The 22306-nt window shown below is 75.3% G+C and carries 20 protein-coding genes and 1 pseudogene; 5 read left to right on the top strand and 16 right to left on the bottom strand.

All coding sequences use genetic code 11. From position 1 onward, the window contains the following. Positions 1 to 2 precede the first annotated feature (2 nt). Positions 3 to 320 (top strand): PRC-barrel domain-containing protein, encoded by a 318-nt coding sequence (locus tag RKE29_RS08845; RefSeq protein ID WP_312004535.1) that lies wholly within the window; start codon positions 3 to 5, stop codon positions 318 to 320. Here the strand turns inward: RKE29_RS08845 and RKE29_RS08840 are convergent. The 10 genes from RKE29_RS08840 to RKE29_RS08795 form a co-directional block, all read right to left on the bottom strand. After that, a complete protein-coding gene (locus tag RKE29_RS08840; RefSeq protein WP_312004534.1) occupies positions 296 to 2059 on the bottom strand; it encodes a DNA polymerase IV in 1764 nt (587 codons plus the stop codon). The genes RKE29_RS08845 and RKE29_RS08840 overlap by 25 nt on opposite strands. Positions 2060 to 2164: 105 nt before the next feature. Then, a complete protein-coding gene (locus RKE29_RS08835) occupies positions 2165 to 2791 on the bottom strand; it encodes a MerR family transcriptional regulator (protein ID WP_312004533.1) in 627 nt (208 codons plus the stop codon). A 167-nt stretch (positions 2792 to 2958) separates the two neighbouring features. Further along, complete coding sequence (locus tag RKE29_RS08830; protein WP_144385830.1) at positions 2959 to 3432, bottom strand: bifunctional nuclease family protein; 474 nt, start codon at positions 3430 to 3432, stop codon at positions 2959 to 2961. A 53-nt stretch (positions 3433 to 3485) separates the two neighbouring features. After that, positions 3486 to 4241: a MerR family transcriptional regulator gene (locus tag RKE29_RS08825; RefSeq protein WP_312004532.1), complete on the bottom strand. Its 756-nt coding sequence runs from the start codon at positions 4239 to 4241 to the stop codon at positions 3486 to 3488. Positions 4242 to 4269: 28 nt separating this feature from the next. After that, positions 4270 to 5109 (bottom strand): FHA domain-containing protein, encoded by an 840-nt coding sequence (locus tag RKE29_RS08820; RefSeq protein WP_312004531.1) that lies wholly within the window; start codon positions 5107 to 5109, stop codon positions 4270 to 4272. A 128-nt stretch (positions 5110 to 5237) separates the two neighbouring features. Continuing rightward, on the bottom strand, positions 5238 to 6032 hold the full coding sequence (locus RKE29_RS08815) for a DUF881 domain-containing protein (RefSeq protein WP_312004542.1): 795 nt from the start codon (positions 6030 to 6032) through the stop codon (positions 5238 to 5240). A gap of 83 nt (positions 6033 to 6115) precedes the next feature. Further along, the gene (locus RKE29_RS08810; RefSeq protein ID WP_312004530.1) at positions 6116 to 6448 is read right to left on the bottom strand and encodes a small basic family protein; all 333 of its coding nucleotides are present in this window, start codon (positions 6446 to 6448) and stop codon (positions 6116 to 6118) included. After that, entirely contained in the window at positions 6445 to 7407 is a 963-nt protein-coding gene (locus tag RKE29_RS08805) for a DUF881 domain-containing protein (RefSeq protein ID WP_312004529.1), read from the bottom strand. Before RKE29_RS08805 ends, RKE29_RS08810 begins: the two co-directional genes overlap by 4 nt. Before the next feature lie 239 nt (positions 7408 to 7646). Beyond that, positions 7647 to 10142 (bottom strand): mannose-1-phosphate guanyltransferase, encoded by a 2496-nt coding sequence (locus RKE29_RS08800; RefSeq protein WP_312004528.1) that lies wholly within the window; start codon positions 10140 to 10142, stop codon positions 7647 to 7649. A gap of 114 nt (positions 10143 to 10256) precedes the next feature. Then, positions 10257 to 10865: a CDP-alcohol phosphatidyltransferase family protein gene (locus RKE29_RS08795; RefSeq protein WP_312004527.1), complete on the bottom strand. Its 609-nt coding sequence runs from the start codon at positions 10863 to 10865 to the stop codon at positions 10257 to 10259. A gap of 577 nt (positions 10866 to 11442) precedes the next feature. On the opposite strand from RKE29_RS08795, the gene RKE29_RS08790 reads away from it, so the two are divergent. Further along, positions 11443 to 11892 (top strand): PTS glucose transporter subunit IIA, encoded by a 450-nt coding sequence (locus RKE29_RS08790; RefSeq protein ID WP_312004526.1) that lies wholly within the window; start codon positions 11443 to 11445, stop codon positions 11890 to 11892. Between the two features lie 83 nt (positions 11893 to 11975). Then, a complete protein-coding gene (ptsP, locus tag RKE29_RS08785; RefSeq protein ID WP_312004525.1) occupies positions 11976 to 13646 on the top strand; it encodes a phosphoenolpyruvate--protein phosphotransferase in 1671 nt (556 codons plus the stop codon). A gap of 69 nt (positions 13647 to 13715) precedes the next feature. Here the strand turns inward: ptsP and RKE29_RS08780 are convergent, their stop codons facing one another. Further along, on the bottom strand, positions 13716 to 14717 hold the full coding sequence (locus tag RKE29_RS08780) for a hypothetical protein (protein WP_312004524.1): 1002 nt from the start codon (positions 14715 to 14717) through the stop codon (positions 13716 to 13718). 63 nt (positions 14718 to 14780) lie between these two features. Beyond that, positions 14781 to 16784, bottom strand: a complete 2004-nt coding sequence (locus tag RKE29_RS08775) for an acetoacetate--CoA ligase (RefSeq protein ID WP_312004523.1) — start codon at positions 16782 to 16784, stop codon at positions 14781 to 14783. Positions 16785 to 17011: 227 nt separating this feature from the next. On the opposite strand from RKE29_RS08775, the gene RKE29_RS08770 reads away from it, so the two are divergent. Together RKE29_RS08770 and RKE29_RS08765 are read left to right on the top strand one after the other, a co-directional pair. Beyond that, entirely contained in the window at positions 17012 to 19426 is a 2415-nt protein-coding gene (locus RKE29_RS08770; RefSeq protein ID WP_312004522.1) for a glycoside hydrolase family 31 protein, read from the top strand. A gap of 154 nt (positions 19427 to 19580) precedes the next feature. Then, entirely contained in the window at positions 19581 to 20423 is an 843-nt protein-coding gene (locus RKE29_RS08765; RefSeq protein ID WP_312004521.1) for a M15 family metallopeptidase, read from the top strand. Between the two features lie 91 nt (positions 20424 to 20514). On the opposite strand, the gene RKE29_RS08760 is transcribed toward RKE29_RS08765, so the two are convergent. The 4 genes and pseudogenes from RKE29_RS08760 to RKE29_RS08745 form a co-directional block, all read right to left on the bottom strand. Further along, positions 20515 to 21111 carry an ATP/GTP-binding protein gene (locus tag RKE29_RS08760; RefSeq protein ID WP_312004520.1) on the bottom strand — a complete coding sequence of 199 codons (597 nt, stop codon included), beginning with the start codon at positions 21109 to 21111 and terminating at the stop codon, positions 20515 to 20517. Further along, positions 21092 to 21484 (bottom strand): DUF742 domain-containing protein, encoded by a 393-nt coding sequence (locus tag RKE29_RS08755; protein ID WP_312004519.1) that lies wholly within the window; start codon positions 21482 to 21484, stop codon positions 21092 to 21094. The genes RKE29_RS08760 and RKE29_RS08755 overlap by 20 nt, the downstream gene beginning before the upstream one ends. A gap of 14 nt (positions 21485 to 21498) precedes the next feature. Then, a complete protein-coding gene (locus RKE29_RS08750; RefSeq protein ID WP_312004518.1) occupies positions 21499 to 21927 on the bottom strand; it encodes a roadblock/LC7 domain-containing protein in 429 nt (142 codons plus the stop codon). Beyond that, positions 21924 to 22306: pseudogene (locus tag RKE29_RS08745) on the bottom strand (histidine kinase); the annotation flags it as partial. The gene RKE29_RS08750 and the pseudogene RKE29_RS08745, both read right to left, overlap by 4 nt.

Below are 22306 nucleotides of genomic sequence, written 5' to 3'. Positions count from 1 at the left end.
CTGTGCAGACCGATATCAACCCCCGGGCCCTGATCGGGCGCAAGGCGTTCGACCGCGGCGGCGTGAAGATCGGCACCGTGGACGAGGTCTACCTCGACGACGCGACCGGCGAGCCGGAGTGGGCGGCCGTACGCACCGGCCTGTTCAGCCGGGACGTCTTCGTCCCGCTCGAACCGAGCGAGGTCGTCGGCGGCACGCTGCGCGTCCCCTACGACCGGGCGCTGATCAGGGAGGCCCCGGACCTGGGGGTCGGCCGCCACCTGTCGCCCGAGCAGGAGATGGAGCTGTACCACCACTACGGGCTGGACGCCACGCGCTGACCCGGGTCCTCACCGGCGGTCCCACCCTCTTCGGGCCGCGCGGCCGGAGGGGGCGCACCGGGCTTTGCGGACGGACCGGCCTCCCCGGCCCGGGGAACCGGCCCGGCCTCCCCGGTCCGCCCGGGCGGGCCGGCGTCCGAGGGCCGGCCGGTCCCGGCCGCCGCTCCCCCGGCCGCGGGCACAGGCCCCGCCGCAGGCACAGGTCCGGCCCCCGGCGCAGGCCCCGCCGTCTGCTCCGGGCGCGGCGGCCGGGGCCGGCCGGGCGCCCCGGCGGACGGACCGGGCCGCGCGGGAGGCCGCAGCGGCAGCGGGTCCGATGGCCGCAGCGCCGGGTCGTCCACAGCGAAGGTCCGCACCCGGCCCGGCGGCGACCCGGGCTGCTCGAACCGCACGGTCACCCGGCCCACGCCGCTGCCCTGCACCCAGCCCGGCCCGTGCTCGGCGTGCCGCACGTCGGAGCCCGGCAGCCAGCGCCGGGGCGCTCCGACGCCGCCCGCCTCGCCGGGGGACGGCCCCGGGCCCCGGTCCGGCGCCCCTGGGAGCGCCGGTCCGCCGGGCCGGGCGTCCGCTCCTCCGGCGGCCGCCGCCGCGCGGCCCGACGCGGCCTGCCCCGCCTCCTCCTCCGCGGCCGGGTCCGGCTCCCCGCCCCGGGCCGCCCGCTCGGCCTGCGCCGCCTGCGCGAAAAGGTCCTCCTGTGTGTAGTCGGCCAGCCCGCTCACGCCCACGCCCAGCAGCCGGACGCCCTCCGTGGTGTCCACCTGCTCGATCAGCCGGGCCGCGGCCTCACGCACCACGGCCGGGTCGTCGGTGGGCCCGCGCAGGGTCTCCGAGCGGGTGAGCGTCGAGAAGTCGTACCTGCGGACCTTGATCTGGACCGTGCGGCCTGAGCGGCCCGCCGCCCGCAGCCGCTCCACGCACCGGTCGGCGAGCCGGGCGATCTCCGTGTGCACCCGGACCCGGTCGGTCAGGTCGACGTCGAAGGTGTCCTCCACCGATATCGACTTCGTGTCCCGCTCGGCGACCACCGGCCGCTCGTCCCGGCCCGTGGCCATCGCGTGCACCCACGCGCCGTGCGCCTTGCCCAGCAGGCGCACCAGCTCCGCCTCCCCCGCCTGGCGGGTCTCGGCGACGGTGTGCAGCCCGGCGCGCCGCAGCGCCTCGGCCGTGGCGGGCCCCACGCCCGGCAGCGCGCGGACCGGCATCGGCGCGAGCAGGTCCAGCTCCGTGCCCGGCTCGATGACGGCCAGCCCGTCGGGCTTGGCCTGCTCGGAAGCGATCTTGGCGAGCATCTTGGACCCGGCCAGGCCCACCGAGCCGGCCAGGCCCGTGGCGGCGCGGATGTCCGCGCGCAGCCGCTCCCCCACGGCCCGGGCGGCGGCCGTCGTGGCCGGGGTGCCGCCCGCCTCCAGGTCCACGAACGCCTCGTCCAGGCTCAGCGGCTCGACCAGCGGGGACAGGGCTCCGAGCAGCCCCATGACGGCCTCGCTCACCTGGCGGTACAGCGGGAAGCGGGGGGAGAGGAAGGCCGCGTGCGGGCACAGGCGGCGGGCCTGGGCCATCGCCATGGCCGAGTGGACGCCGAAGACCCGGGCCTCGTACGACGCGGTGGCGACCACACCGCGCGGGCCGAGGCCGCCGACCACGACCGCCTTGCCGCGCAGGCTGGGCTTGGCCGCCTGCTCCGCCGCGGCGTAGAAAGCGTCCATGTCCAGATGCAGGATCGTCGGGGCGTCCCTCACACCACCGATGGTGCCGCACGCCACTGACAACGCCCCGCGCCGCCCGGGGCCGGACCCGCCCGCGCCCCGCCCGCCGGGCCGGCCCGTACGGCCGCGGCGCCGGTCTCAGCCCGCCCGGTTGCGGCGGCGCGCCAGCTCGTCGGCGGGGTTGTGCCCGATCAGCGTCTCGCCGGTGTCCACCCGCTCGCCGTGCAGCTGCGCCAGCGCGGTCTCCACGTCCCGCCACACCACGCCCACGGCGATGCCGAAGACGCCCTGGCCGCCCTGCAGGAGGTCGACCACCTCGTCGGGCGAGGTGCACTCGTAGACGGTGGCGCCGTCGCTCATCAACGTCACCTGCGCCAGGTCGTCCAGGCCCCGGGTGCGCAGGTGCTGGACGGCGGTGCGGATGTTCTGCAGGGACACGCCGGTGTCCAGCAACCGCTTGACGATCTTCAGGACGACCACGTCCCGGAAGCTGTAGAGCCGCTGGCTGCCGGAGCCGTAGGCCGGCCGCACGCTGGGCTCCACCAGGCCGGTGCGCGCCCAGTAGTCGAGCTGCCGGTAGGTGATGCCCGCAGCCGCGCACGCGGTCGGACCGCGGTAGCCGACCTGGTCGGTCCCCCCGAGGCCCTCCCCGTGCGGCGGCGTACCGGGGGCCGTGGCCCGATGCCGGGATGCCGACTCCGCCGGCACGCTCCCGCGAAGGGGATACGGACCGCCGGCCGCCGTGCCGTCGCCGCTGCTTCTCACGCCGACCTCCGTCCTTGACCTGCCTTCTCGACGGTAGGCAGTCACCCGGGGTGCGTCAACGATCGCCACACTCGGCACGCCGAGTGATAATCACCCTGAGGGTGGTTTCCCGTGATTATCCTCCGGGAAAGGCTACTCGAATGCCTCGGCGTCCGCGGGCCCGCGGCTCACTGGCTGCTGGTCCCGAAGTCCTCCGGCGAGATCTGGTCGAGGAACTCGCGGAACTTCTCCACCTCGTCCTCCTGCTCGTCCGGGATGGCGATGCCGGCGTCGTCCAGCACCCCGTCGCTGCCGTAGATCGGGGTCCCGGTGCGCAGGGCGAGCGCTATGGCGTCGGACGGCCGCGCGCTGACCTCGACGCCGCTGGCGAAGACCAGCTCCGCGTAGAAGACGCCCTCCCGCAGGTCCGTGATCCGGACCTCGGTGAGCCGCTGCCCCACCGCCTCCAGCACGTCCTTGAACAGGTCATGGGTCAGCGGGCGGGCGGGCGCCATGCCCTGCTGGGCGAAGGCGATCGCGGTCGCCTCCCCCGGTCCGATCCAGATCGGGAGGTACCGGTCGCCTCCCACTTCCCGCAGGAGCACGATCGGTTGGTTGGAGGGCATTTCCACCCGGACACCCACGACGTCGAGCTCGTTCACACAGCAACCCTAGGACGTGCCCGGCCGGTTTGGATAGTCGGGGCCCGGCGGCGTCAGCGCGGGCCCGTGCGCAGGGCCGCCTCGACCAGAGCCGCGTGCAGCCGCGCCGACAGCCCGGCCAGCTCCCGCGCGCGGGCCTCGGCATGCGCTCTGGTCTGCGGATTCCGGTGCCGCCGCAGCGGGGCGACGACCTGTTCGACCAGGCCGGCCTCGCGGTCGGCCGCGGCCTTCATCGCGCGCAGGTGCCGGGGTTCGAGGCCGAAGCGGCCAAGACCGGCCACGAGTTTCGCCACCGTGACCGCCTCCGGGGCGTACCCGCCGTCCTCGGCCGGCCCGAGCAGTCCGTACGCCTCCCACTCGGCCAGCTGCGCCTCGTCGGCGCCCGCGGCGGCCAGCAGCTCGGCCCGGCCGACGCGCCCGCCCCGGGCGGTCCCGGGGCCGCCCGGGGCGGCGCCCGCGGCCTCGGACGGCCCGCCCGGGACCTGCCGCGTCCCAGGCGCGGTGGGCGCCGCGGGCGGCCGCTCCTGGGCGTCCAGGTGCTCGCGGATGACCTTGAGCGGCAGGTAGTGGTCGCGCTGCATGCGCAGCACGCGCGCCAGCCGCTCCACGTCCCGCGGGCCGAACTTGCGGTAACCGGCCGGCGTGCGCCGGGGCTCCACCAGGCCCTCCGCCTCCAGAAAACGGATCTTGGAGACCGTGACCTCGGGGAACTCCTCCCGGAGCAGGTTCAGCACGGTGCCGATGCTCATCAGCCCGCCCCCCGTGGCGGCGGTGCCGGTGCCGGCACCGCCCGACGGTGTTCGCAGCATGGACCTTCCCTGACGGGTCGGATACGGGTCAGATGCCGAGTCCTCGCTGGCTCCCGTAGAAGACCAGCCGGTACTTGCCGATCTGCACCTCGTCGCCGCTGGCCAGGGCGGCGGCGTCGATCGGCTCCCGGTTGACGTACGTCCCGTTGAGGCTGCCGACGTCCGTGACGGTGAAGCCGCCGTCCGGGCCGCGGCGGAACTCCACGTGGCGCCGGGAGACGGTCACGTCGTCCAGGAAGATGTCGCTCTCCGGGTGCCGCCCCGCGGTGGTCAGGTCGCTGTCCAGCAGGAACCGGCTGCCGGAGTTGGGCCCCCGGCGCACCACCAGCAGCGCCGACCCGGCCGGCAGCGCGTCCACCGCCGCCTGGGCCTCCGGCGTCAGCGACGGGAGCTGGACCTGCCCGGTCGCCTCCCCGTCGTACGCCTCGATACCGGAGATGGAGATGGTGGAGGTGGTCTCCGAGGGACGCTCGGGGCTCACCCCGGCCCGCAGCGGCGCGCCGCAGTACGAGCAGAAGCGGCTCGCCCCGGCGTTCTGGTGCCCGCACCGCGGACACGCCGACAGGTCCGGCCCGCCCGGGCCGGAGCCGCCCGGCGCCTGGGAACCTATGCGTCCGGCCGGGTCGTGGCCGGCCGACGGCACGCCCTGCCCGCCCGGCGCGTCACCGCCGGGCGCGCCGACCTGGTCCCGGAACAGCGGCCGCCGCTCCTCACCCGCGCCGCCGTCCTCCGGGCGGGCGCGGTGGCGGGCGGTGGCGCCACCACCGCCCTGACGCGCGCTCTTGCCGAACAATTTCCCGAACAACTTCACGGGCGATTCCCCTTGACTGAAACAGACCCGCCCGTGGGGCAGGACACACCCTCGCACACACCGGCCCGGCCGGACGTATCCACAACGCCCGCGGCCGTCAGACAGTTTCCCTTACACACCGTTCTCGCCGTGCCCTCACCCCCCGCATCCCATGCCCTCGCCGAGGGACCTGACACCCGACCGCCTCACCGGGACGACGACCGAGCGTAGTCAGGCCGCTCCACCGATCGCAAGGCGTCCACAACGATCTTCTCCGAGCGCGTCACGGAGGCCGTGGCCTGCTCCTTCTTCAAAGACTGCACGACTCCGCCGGGGATGTTCAGCGCCGGCTCCAAGTCTCCCGGCTCGCCGATCACCTTGAACTCGTACGGCCGCGTCACTTTCCGTCCATCGATCTCCACGCCGCCGTCGGTGTCGGCGAGGTAGGTGTCGGCGACCACCCGGACGCCGTTCACCTGGATCGCCTCCGCGCCGGCCGCGCGCAGCTCCTGCACCGCGTCGAGCAGCATGTCGGCCTCGACCGAGCCCGCGGGGTCCCGGACGGTCAGCGTGATGCCCGGGCCCTCGGCCGGGACCGTCCCCGCGAGCACGCCGAGCTGGCGCTCCCGCTGAAGGGTCTGTCTGCGCGCCTCCTCGGCCTGGTCGGAGCTGTTCTCCAGTTCGGTGCGCTGGTCCTTCAGACGCTGCTTCTCATCCTCCAGACGCTGGGTGCGGTCGTCCAGCTCGTCCAGGATGCGTACCAGGTCTTCCTGCCGGGCGCCGCGCAGCACGCCGCTGTCGTTGGCCGAGCGCACCTGGATGGCGACGCCGAGGCCCAGGACGAACAGCAGCACGGCGACGGTGAGCTGCTTGCGGCCCGCGGTCGGCGGCCACAGGGCGCGCAGCAGGCGCTCGCGGCCGGTCGGGACGGCGGCCGGCCGCTCCTCCTCGGGCCCGGAGGCGGCCGCCGGCGGGCGGGCCGCTGGCTCGGCCTCGGGCAGCGGCTCGCCGCCGCGGGCGCGCGGCCGGCCGGGCGTGGCGTGCGGCGGGCCGTCGTCGGGGGCGTGGGGAGTGTTCACCGGCGTCACGCCCGGAAGAGGTGCCGGCGGATCGCGGCCGCGTTGGAGAAGATCCGGATGCCGAGCACCACCACCACACCCGTGGACAGCTGGGCGCCGACCCCGAGCTTGTCGCCGAGGAAGACGATCAGTGCGGCCACCACCACGTTGGACAGGAAGGACACGACGAAGACCTTGTCCACGAAGATGCCGTCCAGCATGGCCCGCAGGCCGCCGAAGACCGCGTCGAGCGCCGCCACGACGGCGATCGGCAGGTAGGGCTCGACCGCGGCCGGCACCACGGGGCGGACCACGAGTCCGACCACGACTCCCAGCACGAGGCCCAGTACGGCGATCACGGTGTGCCCTTCCCTGTGTCGGTACCGCCCTTCCCGGCGCCGCCCGCCCCGGCGCCGCCCGTGCCGCCGTCGCCGGAGGCCGCGCGCGCGGTGCGTACGATCAGGCTCGGCGCGGCCGGCAGCCGCACGTCGTCCTGGCTGGAGACGTGCGTACGGATCCCGTAGTCCTCGCGCAGCGCGCGCAGGTAGCGTCCGTCGGCGCTGGCCTCGAAGGCGGCGCGCAGCCGCCGCCCGTCCCCTACGGCGAGCACTGTATAGGGCGGCGCCAGAGGTTTGTTGTCGACCAGTATGGCGTCGCCGGCCGCCCGGATGGCCGACAGGGCGGTCAGCCGGCGGCCGTTGATCGCGACGGCCTCCGCGCCGGACTGCCACAGGCCGTTCACGATCCGCTGCATGTCGCGGTCGCGCACCCGGCCGGTGTCGGAGAAGCCGCCGTTGCCCCGGTCGCCGCCCGCGGCGCCGGCTCCCCTGGCGTCGTCCACCACCAGCCGCAGGCCCGGGCCGCGCACCGGGGTCGCCCCGGCGAGCAGGGCGACCAGCTCGCCGCGGTCGCCGCCGTGCTGCCGCAGCGCCTGCCGCCGCCGGGCGTCCACCGCGTCGCGCAGCGCGTCGATGTCCTTCTCCACGCCGTCGGCGTGCGCGGTCCCCGCCTCGATACGGTCGATCAGCTCGCCGCGCTCCTTGGCCAGCTTCGGCGCCGTCACGCGCGCCTGGGCCGCGCCGATCGTGACGACGACGGCCGCGAGCACCAGCCCGGCGGCGAGCCCGAGCCGGGCGCGCAGCGGCCGGGGCAGCCCCGGGCGGCCCGGTGTGCGGCGCCGGGCCGCCGCCTCCGCATAGCCGGCGTCCAGACCTCGGTCAAGGGCGCGAGGCCGCTCCGGCGCGCCCCCGCCGGGGCGCGAACGGGCAGGGGACGGCGCACGGCTCCGGTCAGGGGGCTGCTGCGGCATGCCGCACATCGTTGCACGTCGGGAGCGCCGTTCCCCAACGGCCCTGCCGGAGTAACGGATTCCGCGGCCGTGGGGCGGTGCCCCGGCGCGGCGGCGACCGCCGGTGCGGTCGGCACGCCGCGCCGGGGACCGCGGGACCGGCACGTACGGTCAGCGCCCCGCGCTGGCACCCCTTTGCGGCCCTTTGCGGTCAGCGCCCCGCGCTGTCGGCCTTTGTGGTCAGCGCCCCGCGCTGTCGGCCTCTGTGGTCAGCGCCCCGCGCTGTCCACGATGGCGGACCACTCGTCGAGCAGCGCCTGGGCCGAGGCGTCGTCCGGGCCCTCCGCCCACAGGCGGGTGAGGGCCTCGGCCGGGTCGGGCAGCACCATCACCCAGCGCCCGTCGGCCTCCACCACCCGGACGCCGTCGGTGGTGTCCACCTGCCGGTCGCCCGCCGACTCCACCACGTGCCGCATGACCAGCCCCTTGACCGCCCACGGGGTGGCCAGGTCCCGGCGCAGGACGTGGGCGCGCGGGATACGGGCGTCGATCTGGCTCAGGGTGAGCTGCGTGCGCGCCACCAGGCCGACGAGCCGGACGAACGCGGCCGTGCCGTCGAAGACGCTGCTGAACTCGGGGATGATGATGCCCCCGCGGCCGTCGCCGCCGAACACGGTGCCCTCGGCCCGCGCCACGCGCGTGAGGTCGTCGGCGGCGGTCGTCGTCCACTCCACCTGCGTGCCGTGGTAGGCCGCCACCTGCTCGGCGATCCGGGTGGTGGTCACCGGCAGCGCAACCCGCCCGCTGCGCCGCTCTGCGGCCACCAGGTCGAGCATCACCAGCAGGGCCCGGTCGTCCTCCACGATGCGGCCCTGCTCGTCGACGAGCGAGATGCGCTCGCCCACCGGGTCGAAGCGCACGCCGAAGGCCGCCCGGGCCGACGCCACGATCTCGCCGAGCCGCACCAGGCCCGAGCGGCGGGAGTCGGCGGTCTCCGTCGGCCGCGACTCGTCCAGGCCGGAATTGATGGTCAGCGCGTCGACGCCGAGCCGGCCGAGCAGGCTGGGCAGGACGAGACCCGCGCTGCCGTGCGAGGCGTCCACCACGACCTTGAGGCCCGACTCGGCGACGCCGCTGGTGTCCACCGCGCGCAGCAGGGAGCCGGTGTAGGAGTCGAAGACGCTGGACGGGAAGTTCAGGTCGCCGATCTCGCCGGGGAACGCCCGGCGGTACTCCTGCCGCGCGAAGACGCGGTCCAGCTTGCGCTGCCGGGCCGCCGACAGGTCGGCGCCGCGCTCGTCGAAGAACATGATGTCGACCGAGTCGGGGATGCCCGGCGAGGTACGGATCATGATGCCGCCCGCGCTGCCCCGTGCGGTCTGCTGGCGCGCCACCGGCAGCGGCACGTTCTCCAGGTCCCGGACGTCGATGGCACTGGTCTGCAGGGCGGAGATGACGGCGCGTTTGAGCGCCCGCGCGCCCCGCGAGTGGTCGCGCGCCGTCGTGACGGTCGAGCCCTTCTTGAGCGTCGTGGCGTACGCGCCGGCGAGCCGCACCGCGAGTTCGGGCGTGATCTCGACGTTGAGAATTCCGGACACGCCCCGGGTGCCGAAGAGGTGGGCCTGGCCGCGGGACTCCCAGATGACCGAGGTGTTGACGAACGCGCCCGCCTCGATGGTCTTGAAGGGATACACGCGGACATTGCCCTGGACGATCGACTCCTCACCGACGAGGCATTCGTCGCCGATGACCGCGCCGTCCTCGATACGGGCGGCGCGCATGACGTCCGTGTTCTTTCCGATGACGCAGCCGCGCAGATTGCTCTGCGGTCCGATGTAGACGTTGTCGTGCACGACCGCCTTGTGCAGGAAGGCGCCGCTCTTCACGACGACGTTCGAGCCGACGACGGTGTGCTCGCGAATCTCGGCGTTCGCCTCCACCTGGGCGTAGTCGCCGATGTACAGGGGGCCGCGCAGGACGGCGTCCGGGTGCACCTCCGCGCCCTCGGCCACCCAGACGCCGGGCGAGATCTCGAAGCCCTCTATGTCGACGTCGACCTTGCCTTCCAGCACGTCGGCCTGCGCCTTGACGTAGCTCTCGTGGGTGCCGACGTCCTCCCAGTAGCCCTCGGCGACATAGCCGTAGACCGGCTTGCCTTCCTTCATGAGCTGGGGGAATACGTCACCGGACCAGTCGACGGGCACATCGGGCTCGACGTAGTCGAAGACCTCGGGCTCCATCACGTAAATTCCAGTGTTAACGGTGTCGGAAAACACCTGGCCCCAGGTGGGTTTTTCGAGGAAACGTTCCACCCGGCCTTCTTCGTCGACGATGGTGATGCCGAACTCAAGAGGGTTGGGGACGCGCGTCAGACATACGGTGACCAGCGCACCCTTTTCCTTGTGAAAATTGATGAGATCGGTGAGGTCAAAATCCGTGAGGGCATCGCCGGAGATAACAAGAAAGGCGTCGTCCTTGAGGGCGTCTTCCGCGTTCTTGACGCTGCCCGCGGTGCCGAGCGGCTTTTCCTCGTTCGCATAGGTGAGCTCCATGCCGAGCTCCTCGCCGTCCCCGAAGTAGTTCTTCACCAGGGAGGCGAGGAACTGGACGGTCACCACGGTCTCGTTCAGTCCATGCCGCTTGAGCAGCCGCAGGACGTGCTCCATGATCGGCCGGTTGGCCACCGGCAGAAGCGGCTTGGGCATGCTCGAGGTCATCGGGCGAAGGCGCGTACCTTCGCCTCCGGCCATCACGACGGCCTTCATGTCGGAAGCGTCCTCCTTGGCGAGACGACGGTATTGCCGACCTCACACGTCCAGATGGCCCACGGGTTATCACGCACGGGACACCCGGCCCGCACAGGCTGCGCATCGGCGAGCTCAGTCAGCCGTGGCGTCCGCCCTGACAAGTCGGCGGACCTGCACCACGTAGAGGGTTCCTGCCCACCAGTAGAGCGTTGTACCCCATCCGGCGAAGGCCCATCCGAAAATAGCAGCGGTGGTGTGAACCAAGCCACTTCCATCACTCAGGAGGAGCAGCGGGAAGGCATACATCAGGTTGAACGTGGCCGCCTTGCCGAGGAAGTTCACCTGCGGCGGCGGATAGCCGTGCCGGCGCAGGACGCCCACCATGACCAACAGGACCAGCTCACGCAGGAGGATGACCGCGGTCAGCCAGAGCGGCAGGATCTCGCGCCAGGTCAGGCCGGCGAGTGTAGACAGAATGTAGAGACGGTCGGCGGCCGGGTCGAGGATGCGGCCCAGGCTGCTGATCTGATTCCAGCGCCGGGCGAGTTTCCCGTCGAGATAGTCGCTGACACCGCTGAGAGCCAGGAGGAGCAGGGCCCAGCCGTCGCTCTTCGGGCCACCGAACTCGGGCCGGAGGATCAGCCACAGGAAAAGCGGGACGCCGGCCAGCCGAGCCATGCTCAGGATGTTCGGGACGGTGAGGACGCGGTCGGTCTGAACGCGCGTCTCCTGGACCTCCAACCGGGGGCCTCCCTGCGGGAACGTGCCAACGATGCCCCATGACCCTACCGGTCGGGGCGGCCGGGCCCGGCGCAGGGTGGCGGGCCCGGGTTCTCGCCGGAATGCGGGCCGGGGCGGCGGTGCGGAAGGCGGGACCGGAAGACGGGAGATAAAACCGGCCCGGCCCTTTGGCATCCGGCTGACAGCACGAAGACGCGGGGACGGGAGACGGGAAGGGCGGGAAGAAGGAAGGGGCCGGAACGCGAGGAGCACCGGAAGAGGACCGGCGGGAGCCCTGCCCCGGTCGGACGTCCGGGCCGCCGCCCACACGGCACGGGAGGCGCGCCGGGCGGGGCGGGACGGGGCGCCGGGCCCGTCGGCGCGGTGGACGCGCACGCCGTTCGCTGCGACGCTTCCTGCATGCGGAGGCGGGAGCCTACCGCCCGCACACGACGGGAGGCAAGTCGTTCCGGTGCTGCGGCGGGCGGTTTACGGGGCAGAGCTCCTTAAGTTCACATGACTTACGCTTCTGCCCAGTGTGCCGCTCTTGACAGCTAGAGGCGACATGTGATGATTCTCCATTTCTGGGAGGCTGGCCATGACGACCGTCACGTCCCCGCTCGCCGGACGCGCGATCGGGCTCGCGGCAGTGCCCGACGCGGTGTTCTCCGCAGCGTTGGCGGGCCCCGGCACGGCACTCGACCCGGTGCGCGCGCCCGCGGCGGCGGTGGCCCCGGTCGACGGCGTCGTCGTCTCACTGCTGCCCCACGCCTTCGTGGTCGTCGACGCGCGGGGGCGCGGGGTGCTCACGCACCTCGGCATCGACACCGTGCGGCTTCCCGGCGGGGGCTTCGAACCGCTCGTCGCTCCGGGGGGCACCGTGCGCCGTGGAGACGCCGTCGTCCGCTGGGACCCGCGCGCCGTGGTGGCCGCGGGCAGATCGCCGGTCTGCCCGGTGGTGGCCCTGGAGGCGGCCGCGGGCTCCCTCACCGAGCTCGTCGAGGACGGCGACGCGCGGCCGGGCGACGCCCTCTTCGTGTGGACATGAGCCGGGCACCGGCCCGGTAGGGGACCACAGTGACGACATCCACCGCGGCGGCGCGCCCGCCGCATCGACCGGAGACGGGTGACATGGAGACAACGCTGCGAGGCGTCGGCGTGAGCCACGGAGTGGCGATCGGCGAGGTGCGGCACATGGGGACGGCGGTCCTCGAACCTCCCGCGAAGCAGATCCCCGAGGAGGAGGCCACGCGCGAGCAGGGCCGCGCCCGGCAGGCCGTGGAGGCCGTGGCCGCCGACCTGATCGCCCGCGGCAGCCTGGCGGGCGGCGAGGCGCAGGCCGTGCTGGAGGCCCAGGCCCTCATGGCGCAGGACCCGGAGCTGATGGCGGACGTCGAACGGCGCGTCACCGTGGGCAGCACCGCCGAGCGCGCGGTCTACGACGCCTTCGCCGCCTACCGGGCGCTGCTGGCCGGCGCCGGGGACTACCTGGCCGGGCGGGTGGCCGACCTGGACGACGTGCGCAACCGGATCGTGGCGCGGCTGCTGGGCGTGCCGATGCCCGGTGTGCCCGACAGCGACGAGCCGTACGTGCTCGTCGCCCGCGACCTCGCCCCGGCCGACACGGCGCTGCTCGATCCGGCGCTCGTCCTCGGGTTCGTCACCGAGGAGGGCGGGCCGACCAGCCACAGCGCCATTCTGGCCCGCGCCCTGGGCGTGCCGGCCGTGGTGGCGCTGCCCGGCGCCGGGGAGATCGCCGAGGGGACCGTGGTGGCGGTCGACGGCAGCACGGGGGAGATCGTCATCGACCCGGACGAGGCGACCCGCGCCGAGCTGGCGCGGGCCGCCGAGGAGCGCAAAGCGGCGCTCGCGGCCACCTCCGGGCCCGGCGCCACCTCCGACGGGCACACGGTGCCGCTGCTGGCGAACGTCGGCGGCCCGGCCGACGTGGCGGCCGCGGTCGAGGCGGGAGCCGAGGGCGTGGGCCTGTTCCGGACCGAGTTCCTGTTCCTGGACGACAGCGCCAAGGCTCCGTCGCAGGAGAAGCAGGCCGCGGCCTACCGGCAGGTGCTGGAGGCGTTCCCCGAGGGCCGGGTGGTGGTCCGGGTGCTGGACGCGGGCGCGGACAAGCCGCTGGACTTCCTCACCCCCGGGGACGAGCCGAACCCGGCGCTCGGCGTGCGGGGGCTGCGCACCCTGCTCGACCACCCGGAGGTGCTGCGCACGCAGCTCCTGGCGCTCGCCGAGGCCGCCGAGGGGCTGCCGGTGCACCTGGAGGTCATGGCGCCCATGGTGGCCGACCGGACCGACGCGCGGGCCTTCGCCGACGCCTGCCGGGAGGCGGGGCTGCGCGCGAAGTTCGGCGCGATGGTGGAGATCCCCTCGGCCGCGCTGCGGGCGCGCTCGATCCTCCAGGAGGTCGAGTTCCTGTCCCTGGGCACCAACGACCTCGCCCAGTACGCCTTCGCCGCCGACCGGCAGGTGGGCGCCGTGGCCCGCCTGCAGGACCCGTGGCAGCCGGCGCTGCTGGACCTCGTGGCCGCGTCGGCCCAGGCCGCGCGGGCCGAGGGCAAGAGCTGCGGGGTGTGCGGGGAGGCCGCCTCCGACCCGCTGCTCGCCTGCGTGCTGACCGGTCTGGGCGTCACCAGCCTGTCCATGGGCGCCGCGTCCATCCCGTACGTCCGGGCGGCCCTGGGCCGGCACACGCTCGCGCAGTGCGAGCGGGCCGCCGTGGCGGCGCGGGCGGCCGACACCGCGGACGAGGCCCGGCTGGCCGCGCGGGCGGTGCTCTCCGGCGAGTGACCCGGGGCCGGGCGCGGCCCCGGGCCGGCGCCCGGCGCGGGAGCACCGGCCCGGGCGCCCCGGGATCGCTCACTCCCCCGGTGCGGCCTCCCCTCGCGCGGTCCCTCCCGGACCCGTGCCCCGCGGTCCGGCCTCGTGCGGCGCCGCCCGGCCGTCCGGCTCCGGGACCGGCAGGCCCGGCCGGTAGACGACGCCCGGCTCGGGCGGGATGGGCTCGCCGGTGTCGGCGTCGGTGCAGTACGCCGCGAAGACCTCCGCCTCGGTGAGAGGACGCGGCCAGCCGTCGCGCAGCGACCAGCCGCGGACGGTGTCCGGGCGGCCTGCCGCGATGGTGCGCAGCACGATGCCACCGGGCCCGTCCGAGGCGATCCCGCAGGCCAGCACGGTGCACAGGACGACGGCGTCGGACTCGGCCAGCCGCAGCGCCCCGTCCGGCAGCACCTCGGCGTGCAGCACGCCGACCATCGGCGTGCCGCCCTCCGGCACGCTGCACACCACGTGGTGCGCGCCCGGGCCGGCCGCGGCCAGCAGGGCCCGAAGGGCCGCCGAGGCGCGCTCGAACGCGGCCCGGCCGGCGGCCTCCTCCCGGCCGGGGCCGCCGCCCGCCCGCGCGAGCGCGGCCGAGGCGCGCTCCCACGTGGCCCGCTGCTCCGCCGCGTCCAGCAGCCGGGGCACCAGGCGGTCCAGCGGCTGGCCCTCGTAGGCGACCGTGGCGCCCGCGGCCGCGACCTCGGCCGTGTAGCGCGTGCGGCTGGCGGGCGAGTCGGGGTCGAGGCGGGTGTCCGCGCAGAACTCCGCGAACTCGGCCGGGTCGAAGAGGGCGATGGTGGTGTGCACTCCCTGTGACGAGAGTGTCCGCAGCAGGCCCTCCATCCGCCGCAGGTAGACGCCGTGGTCGGCGAAGCGGAACGTGGCGTAGCGCCGCATGGCCGCGAAGGCGTCCTCGTCGGCCAGCAGCGCCACTGTGCTGGGAACTTCTCGGCGCAGGGCACGCCGGGCGGCGATCCGGCCGGTCTTCGGGAACCGGCCGGACCGCTTGCCTGGCGTCCTGTCGCGCCTGGTGTGCGCCATGACTCCCCCTCCTCAGGCAGGTGATCGATACTCACTCACCGTAACCGAGGGCACTGACAGTGCTCAGGTGGCGCGGCCGCGGGCCAGCTCCGCGAAGAAGTCGAGCAGGCCGGGGTCGTCCACCGAGCCGGGGTTGACGGCCCGCTCCAGCGGCACGCCCTGCATCAGGCGCTTGACCGGGACCTCGATCCGCTTGCCGGTCAGGGTGTGCGGCACGCCGGGCACCTGGAGGATCTCGTCCGGGACGTGCCGGGGGGACAGCTGCTCGCGCAGCGCCGCCCGGACGCGGCCGCGCAGGTCCTCGTCGAGGACCGCGCCCGGCGCGAGGTGCACGAACAGGGGCATCCAGTAGCCGCCGTCGGGCTGCTCCACGCCGATGACCAGGGACTCGCGGATCTCCGGGAGGCGTTCGACCACCTCGTAGATGTCGGCCGAGCCCATCCGCACGCCCTGCCGGTTGAGGGTGGAGTCGGAGCGTCCGTGGATCACCACGGTGCCGCGGGAGGTGACGGTGGTCCAGTCGCCGTGCCGCCAGACGCCCGGGAACATCGCGAAGTAGCTCTCCCGGTAGCGGCTTCCCGCCGGATCGTTCCAGAAGCGGACGGGCATGGACGGCATGGGACTGGCGACGACCAGCTCCCCGACCTCGTCCACCACGGGCCCGCCGTGCTCGTCCCACGCCTGGAGGTCGACGGCCAGGCTCGGCGCCTGGATCTCGCCGGCGTACACCGGCAGGGTGGGCACGGCGCCGGCGAAGCCGCTGCACACGTCCGTGCCGCCGCTGACGGAGGCGATCCACAGGTCCTCGGAGACCTCGTCGTGGAGCCAGCGGAAGCCGTCGGGCGGCAGCGGCGAGCCGGTGATGCCGACGCAGCGTACGCGGGAGAGGTCGAGGTCGCGGCCCGGGCGGACGCCGGCCTTGCGGCAGGCCATCACGTACCCGGCGGAGGTTCCGTAGAGGGTGGCGCCGGTGCGCTCGGCGACCCGCCACTGGGCGTCCGGGCCGGGGTGGCCGGGGCTGCCGTCGTACAGCACCACGGTGGCCCCCACCAGCAGGCCGGACACCAGGAGGTTCCACATCATCCAGCCGGTGGAGGTGTACCAGAAGAAGCGGTCGCCGGGGCCGAGGTCGTTGTGCAGGCCGAGCTGCTTGAGGTGCTCCAGGAGGATGCCGCCCTGGGACTGCACGATGGCCTTGGGCAGGCCGGTGGTGCCCGAGGAGTACAGCACCCACAGCGGATGGTCGAAGGGGACCTGCTCGAACACCGGCTCGACCGGGTCCCGGACCACCGCGTCCCAGTCCAGCGCGCCCTCGGGGGCGGGGGTGCCCAGCAGCGGGATGTGCACGACGGCGCGCAGGCCGGGCAGCTCGCGGCGCAGCTCGGCCACCGTCCCGGTGCGGTCGTGCGGCCTGCCGCCGTAGGTGTAGCCGTCGACGGCGAACAGGACGACCGGCTCGACCTGGCGGAAGCGGTCCAGGACGCCGCGGGCGCCGAAGTCCGGGGAGCAGGAGGTCCACACGCCGCCGACGGCCGCGGTGGCCAGGAGCGCGACGGCGGCCTGCGGGACGTTGGGGACGTAGCCGCTGACCCGGTCGCCCGGGCGCACCCCCAGGCGGCGCAGCTCGGCGGCGAGCGCGCCGACCTGGCCGCGCAGCTCCGCCCAGCTCACCGGCCGGAGCCCGCCCGTCTCGTCGGCGCACAGCAGGGCCGGGCCGGCCGCCCGCGCGGGATCCTCGCCGGCGCTCAGCGCGTGCTCGGCGTAGTTGAGGGCCGCGCCGGGGAACCAGCGGGCGCCGGGCATGGCCCGGTCGGCGAGCGCCGTCTCGTACGGCGCGGAGAAGCGCACCTGGAACCACTCGGCCAGCGCCTGCCAGAAGCGGCCGAGCTCGGCCACCGACCACCGGTGCAGCGCGGCGTAGTCCGCCGCCGGGCCGCCGCCGGGCGCGGGCGCGCCGTGCCGCTCGGCGGCCCAGGCGTGGAAGCGGGTGAGCCGGGCCGCCGCGACCTGCTCGGGGCCGGGCCGCCACAGGAGCGGCGGGTGGGCGGGCTGCGCTGCGGTGGTCATCGTCGGCTCCCCGGGCTGCTGGCGCGTCGCGGCGGCCGCGTATGCGCGCGCGGCGGCGGGGCGGCGGCCGGTGCGCGGCGGTGCGGCTCACAGGGACGATGTCACGCGCCACGGCGTCCGCGCCAGGGCAGGCGCCCGGCGTGGGAGCGGGGACGATGTGCTACGACTGGTGAACGTGAGGTGAACTGCCGCCCGCGCGGGGCATGATCGATGACAGGGTGAACAGCATGCAAGCGCGTGACCTGGTGCGGTCGGTGAAAGCAGTCGGTTCGGTGCGGGGGCGGCTGTCGCTGCGCTCCGCGTGGCGGACGCGGCGCACGGACGCCCGCGGCCTGCCCGGCCCCGGGGCGGAGCGGGCGCGGGTGCCGGGCCCGGCGGAGGGCGCGGACCCGCAGCCGGGCGGCGGCGTGGTCCGGTTCGCGCGGTCGTCGCTGCGGGTGCGGGTGGCCGCGGGCGGCGCGGTGTTCTGCGGCTGGGACGGGGCGGCCCCCGAGCCGTCGTACGCGCTGGCCGGAGCGTGCCCGGACGCGGACGACCGGGCGGTGCTGGAGCCGGACACCGACGGCGGCTGGCGGGTGGTCTCCGAGCGGGTCACGGTGGCGGTGTCGCGGACCGGCGCGGTCGAGGTGCGCACGCCGGGCGGGGTGGTGCTGCGCCGGGACCTGCCGCCGCGCTGGTGGGAGCCGGCCGGCGGGGACGCGGGGCGGGCCGACGGGGACGCAGGGCGGGCCGGCGGCACGGCCGGGCCGCGCTGGGAGCAGCACGCGCAGGTCGCCGCCGACGCCCGGTTCTTCGGGCTCGGCGGGCGGGCCGCGGGCCCGCTGCTGCGCGACGGCGCGTACCGGCTGTGGAACACCGACCCGGGCGGCCGGTTCGGGCCGCAGGACGACCCGCTGTACCTGACCATGCCGGTGCAGCTGGTGGTCGCCGACGCCGGCACCCACCTGGTCTTCCACGACAACACCTGGGACGGCGAGGTCACCCTGCGCCAGGGCGCGGAGGGCGGCGGCTCCGGCCACGACCGGCCGGGCCGCAGCCGGATCGCCATGTCGGGCGGCGCGCTGCGCTACTGGGTGATCGTCGGCGCTCCCCCGCGCGTGCTGCGCGGCTGGACGGCCCTGACGGGCGCGCCGGCCGTGCCGCCGGCCTGGGCCCTGGGCCCGCAGCACGCCGTCTGGGGCAGCGGCGGCGAGCGGGAGGTGCGCCAGGTGCTGGCCGACTACCGCGCCCGGCACCTGCCGCTGACCGCGCTGCACCTGGACATCGGCCACTACCGCGGCCACCGGGTCTTCTCGGTCGACACCGCGCGCTTCCCCGACCTGCCCGGGCTCGCGGCGGAGCTGCGCGGGCAGGGGGTGCGGCTGGTGTCGATCATCGACGCGGCGGTGCAGGCGGAGCCGGGCGACCCGGTGTACGACAGCGGCGTGGCCGCCGACGCGTTCGTCCGCGACACGCGCGGGCAGCAGGTACGCGGCGTGGTGTGGCCGGGCGAGGCGGTCTACCCGGACTTCACCGACCCGCGCGCCCGCGCGTGGTGGGCGGGGCTGTACGCGGAGCGGCTGGAGCACGGCTTCGCCGGGGTGTGGCACGACATGAACGAGCCGGTGTCGTTCGCGCCGTTCGGCGACCCGACGCTGCCGCACTCGGCGCGGCACGCGCTGGAGGGCCGGGGCGGCGACCACCGGGAGGCGCACAACGTGTACGCGCTGGGCATGGCGCGTGCCGCCTACGAGGGCCTGCGGGCGCTGCGGCCCGACGAGCGCCCGTTCCTGTTCTCCCGCTCCGGCTGGGCGGGCCTCCAGCGGTACGGGGGCACCTGGTCGGGGGACGTGGCGACCGGCTGGCCCGGGCTGCGCGCCTCCCTGTCGCTGGCCCTCGGCCTGGGCCTGTGCGGCATTCCGTACTCGGGCCCCGACATCGGCGGTTTCACCGGCCGCCCGTCGCCGGAGCTGTACCTGCGGTGGTTCCAGCTGGCCGCCTACCTTCCGCTGTTCCGCACCCACTCGGCGACCACGGCCGGGCACCGGGAGCCGTGGGCGTTCGGCGCGGAGGTGCTCCGGCACGCCGCGGCCGCGATGCGCGAGCGGCAGCGGCTGCTGCCGTACTTCGTCACCCTGGCCCGCCTGGCCTGGCGCACCGGCGCGCCGTACGCGCGCCCGCTGTGGTGGCGGTGGCCACAGGACCGGGCGCTGCGCGACTGCGAGGACGCCTTCCTGCTCGGGGACGCGCTGCTGGTGGCGCCGGTGCTGGCGGAGGGCGCCAGGCGGCGGTCGGTGCGGCTGCCGCGCGGCCTGTGGTACGACACGGCGACCGGCCGGCCGCACCGGGGCCCGGGAAGCGTGGTGCTGGACGCGCCGCTTTCGCGGGTGCCGGTGCTCGCGCGGGCCGGCGCGGTGCTGCCGGTGGCGGGCGAGGACGGCGGGGTGGAGCTGGAGGTGTGGGCGCCGGCACCGGGCCGCACCGGCGGCGGGGTTCTGGTGGAGGACCCGGGCGACGGGTGGGCGAAGGCCCGGGTGAGCCGGTTCACGGTCCGCACGCGCGAGGACGGGGTGGCGGTGGAGCGGGAGGGCGCGGCGGAGGTCGGCTTCCCGGTGCGGGTGCGCGGCGACTGGGCGGCCGCCCCGTCGCGCCGCCGGCGCTGACGGTCGGCGGTCGGCGGTCGGCGGTCGGCGGTCGGCGGTCGGCGGTCGGCGGTCGGCGGTCGGCGGTCGGCGGTCGGCGGTCGGCGGTCGGCGGTCGGCGGTCGGCGGCGGCCCGTCTTGGCCGGGGCCGCCGCGGCTGGTATGGGGTGGGGGCATGACACGCCTTCGCGCCGCCGCCCGGGCCGCCCTGGCCCTGCTGGCCGCGGCCCTGCCCGCTCTGGCCTGCGCGCCCCCGGCCGCGGCGGCCCCGCGGCCGCACGCGCCCGCGCAGTTCACAGCCCTGGACGACGTCGACCCGACGATCCTTCAGGAGATGCGCTACGCCACGCCGCACACCTTCACCGGCCGCCGCGTGGACGGCTACCGCCGCCCGGTCTGCCTGCTGACCCGCCCGGCCGCCGAGGCGCTGCGCGACGCCCAGCGCGCCCTGCGACGCCGGGGCTACACCCTGAAGGTGTACGACTGCTACCGGCCGCAGCGGGCGGTGGACGACTTCGTGGCCTGGGCGCGCGACCTCGGCGACCAGCGCATGAAGGCCGAGTTCTATCCGCGGGTCGACAAGACGCGGCTGTTCCAGGACGGCTACATCGCCGAGCGGTCCGGGCACAGCCGGGGCTCCACCGTGGACCTGACGCTCGTACGGCGGCCCGCGCGGCCCACCCGCCCGTACCTGCCGGGCGAACCGCTGGTGCCCTGCTACGCGCCGCGCGCGGAGCGCTTCCCGGACAACTCCGTGGACATGGGCACGGGCTTCGACTGCTTCGACCCCCTCGCGCACACCCTGGACCCGCGCGTGCAGGGTGTGCAGCGGGCCAACCGGCTGCTGCTGAAGAGCACGCTGGAGCGGGTGGGCTTCGTCAACCTGGCCGAGGAGTGGTGGCACTACACGTACCAGCCCGAGCCGTTCCCCGGCACGTACTTCGACTTCCCCGTGGACCGCCGCTCGCTCGCCCGCCCGTGCCCGCCCGCGCGGCGCGCCCGCGCGGGGCACGCCTGACCGGGCGGACGGACGGGCCGCCGGCGCCCGCGTCCGGCCCGTATCCCGTACGGCCGCTGGCGCGGGCCGGCGCCCGGGCCCGGCGCCCGGGCTACACCCGGCCCGCGCCGACCGTCGGCATCGCGTGCTCGACGACCGAGACCAGCACCTCCTTGACCGACTCCCGCCGCCGCGCGTCGCACAGCAGGACCGGCGTGTCCGGGGCGATGTCGAGCGCCTCGCGCACCGCGCTCACCGGGTGGTGCGGGGCGCCCTCGAACCGGTTGACGGCGACGGTGAAGGGGATGCCGCGCCGCTCGAAGTAGTCCACGGCGGCGAAGCTGTCCTCAAGGCGCCGGGTGTCGACCAGCACGACCGCGCCCAGCGCGCCGCTGGCCAGCTCGTCCCACAGGAACCAGAAGCGGTCCTGCCCCGGGGTGCCGAAGAGGTACAGCACCAGGTCGTCGCGCAGGGTGATCCGGCCGAAGTCCATCGCCACCGTGGTGGTGCGCTTGGCCTCCACGCCCGCGAGGTCGTCGAAGGGCCGGCCCACCTCGCTCAGCAGTTCCTCGGTGCGCAGCGGCCTGATCTCGCTCACGGCGCCCACCAGCGTCGTCTTGCCCACTCCGAATCCGCCCGCCACCAGGATCTTCAGGGTCACCGGGGCGGCGGCGGGGAACCGGTCCGGGTCACAGTGCCCGTAGACCATCGATCACCTCGCGCAGAATCCTTTCATCCGGCAGTTCGGCCGGGGCCACGGGTCGGGTCACCCGGACCAGGGCCGCCTGCATCAGGTCGCCGATGAGCACCCGTACGACGCCGATCGGCAGGTCGAGCCCGGCCGCCAGCTCGGCGACGGACTGAGGAGCGGCACGGCTGCGTTCCAGGATGTCGATGTGCTCCGGGGACAGCGTCTGGTCAGGAACGCTCCCCGGGGCGGTGTCGGTGGCCAGCACGGCCGCGGCCAGGTCGAGTCCGCCGGCTAAGCCGCGGGTACGGCCGCGGGTCATCGCGTACGGCCGCACCACCCGTCCCGCCGCGTCGTCGAACCAGCGGACGGCGGTCTCCCCGTGTTCCCCCATCAGCCGGCGCCCTGTCAGCCGCCCGCGCGCGGCGCGGTGCCCAGGTGCACGCCCACCCGTTTCACCAGGAGCGTCATCTCGTACGCGATCTGCCCGACGTCCGAGTCGGCGCCGGCGAGCACCGCCAGGCAGCTGCCGTCGCCCGCGGCCGTGACGAACAGGAAGGCGTCGTCGAGCTCGACCACGGTCTGCCGGACGCGGCCCACGTCGAAGTGGCGGCCCACGCCCCTGGCGAGGCTGTGGAAGCCCGACGCCACCGCGGCCAGGTGCTCGGCGTCCTCGCGGGTCAGGTCGCGCGAGCCGCCGGTGGGCAGCCCGTCGCCGGACAGCACCAGCGCCTTGCGGATGCTGCCGACGCGGCCGACCAGGTCGTCCAGCAGCCAGTTGAGTTCGCCGGCCGCCTGGGCCGATATCCGGCCCGACGCGGCGTACGGAGTGGTCATCGGCTTTCCCCCTCGTGAGTCGTTCCCGGTGCGGTGCCGGCCGATCCGCCGGCACCGGTGGCGGCGCGCTCCCGCGCGCGTTGCCAGCCCCGCTGGAGTGAGGACATCGTGGCACGCGCCTGTTCGGCCTCGCGCTCGGGATCGGGATCGGCCGATGGCCGGTCCGCTTCCGCCTCCGGGACGGGGTCCTGCTTCAACTGCGGCGCCAGGCTCGCCTGGCGCATCCGCCTGGGCAGCTGGGCCCCGGCGTGCCGGGCCGGGGCGCGGCGGTCGGGGCCGGACGGGGCGTCCCGCGCGGCGGAGTCGTCGGAGCCCTCGGACCGGGCCCAGGACGGGCGCGGCGGCCGGGGCCGGGCGTGCCGGCGCCGGGGACCGCCCT

This window comes from Streptomyces sp. B1866 (genome assembly GCF_031932565.1).
Classification (GTDB): domain Bacteria; phylum Actinomycetota; class Actinomycetes; order Streptomycetales; family Streptomycetaceae; genus Streptomyces.
The sequence above is the reverse complement of the archived record's forward strand: the minus strand, read 5'-3'. Positions and strand labels throughout refer to the sequence as shown.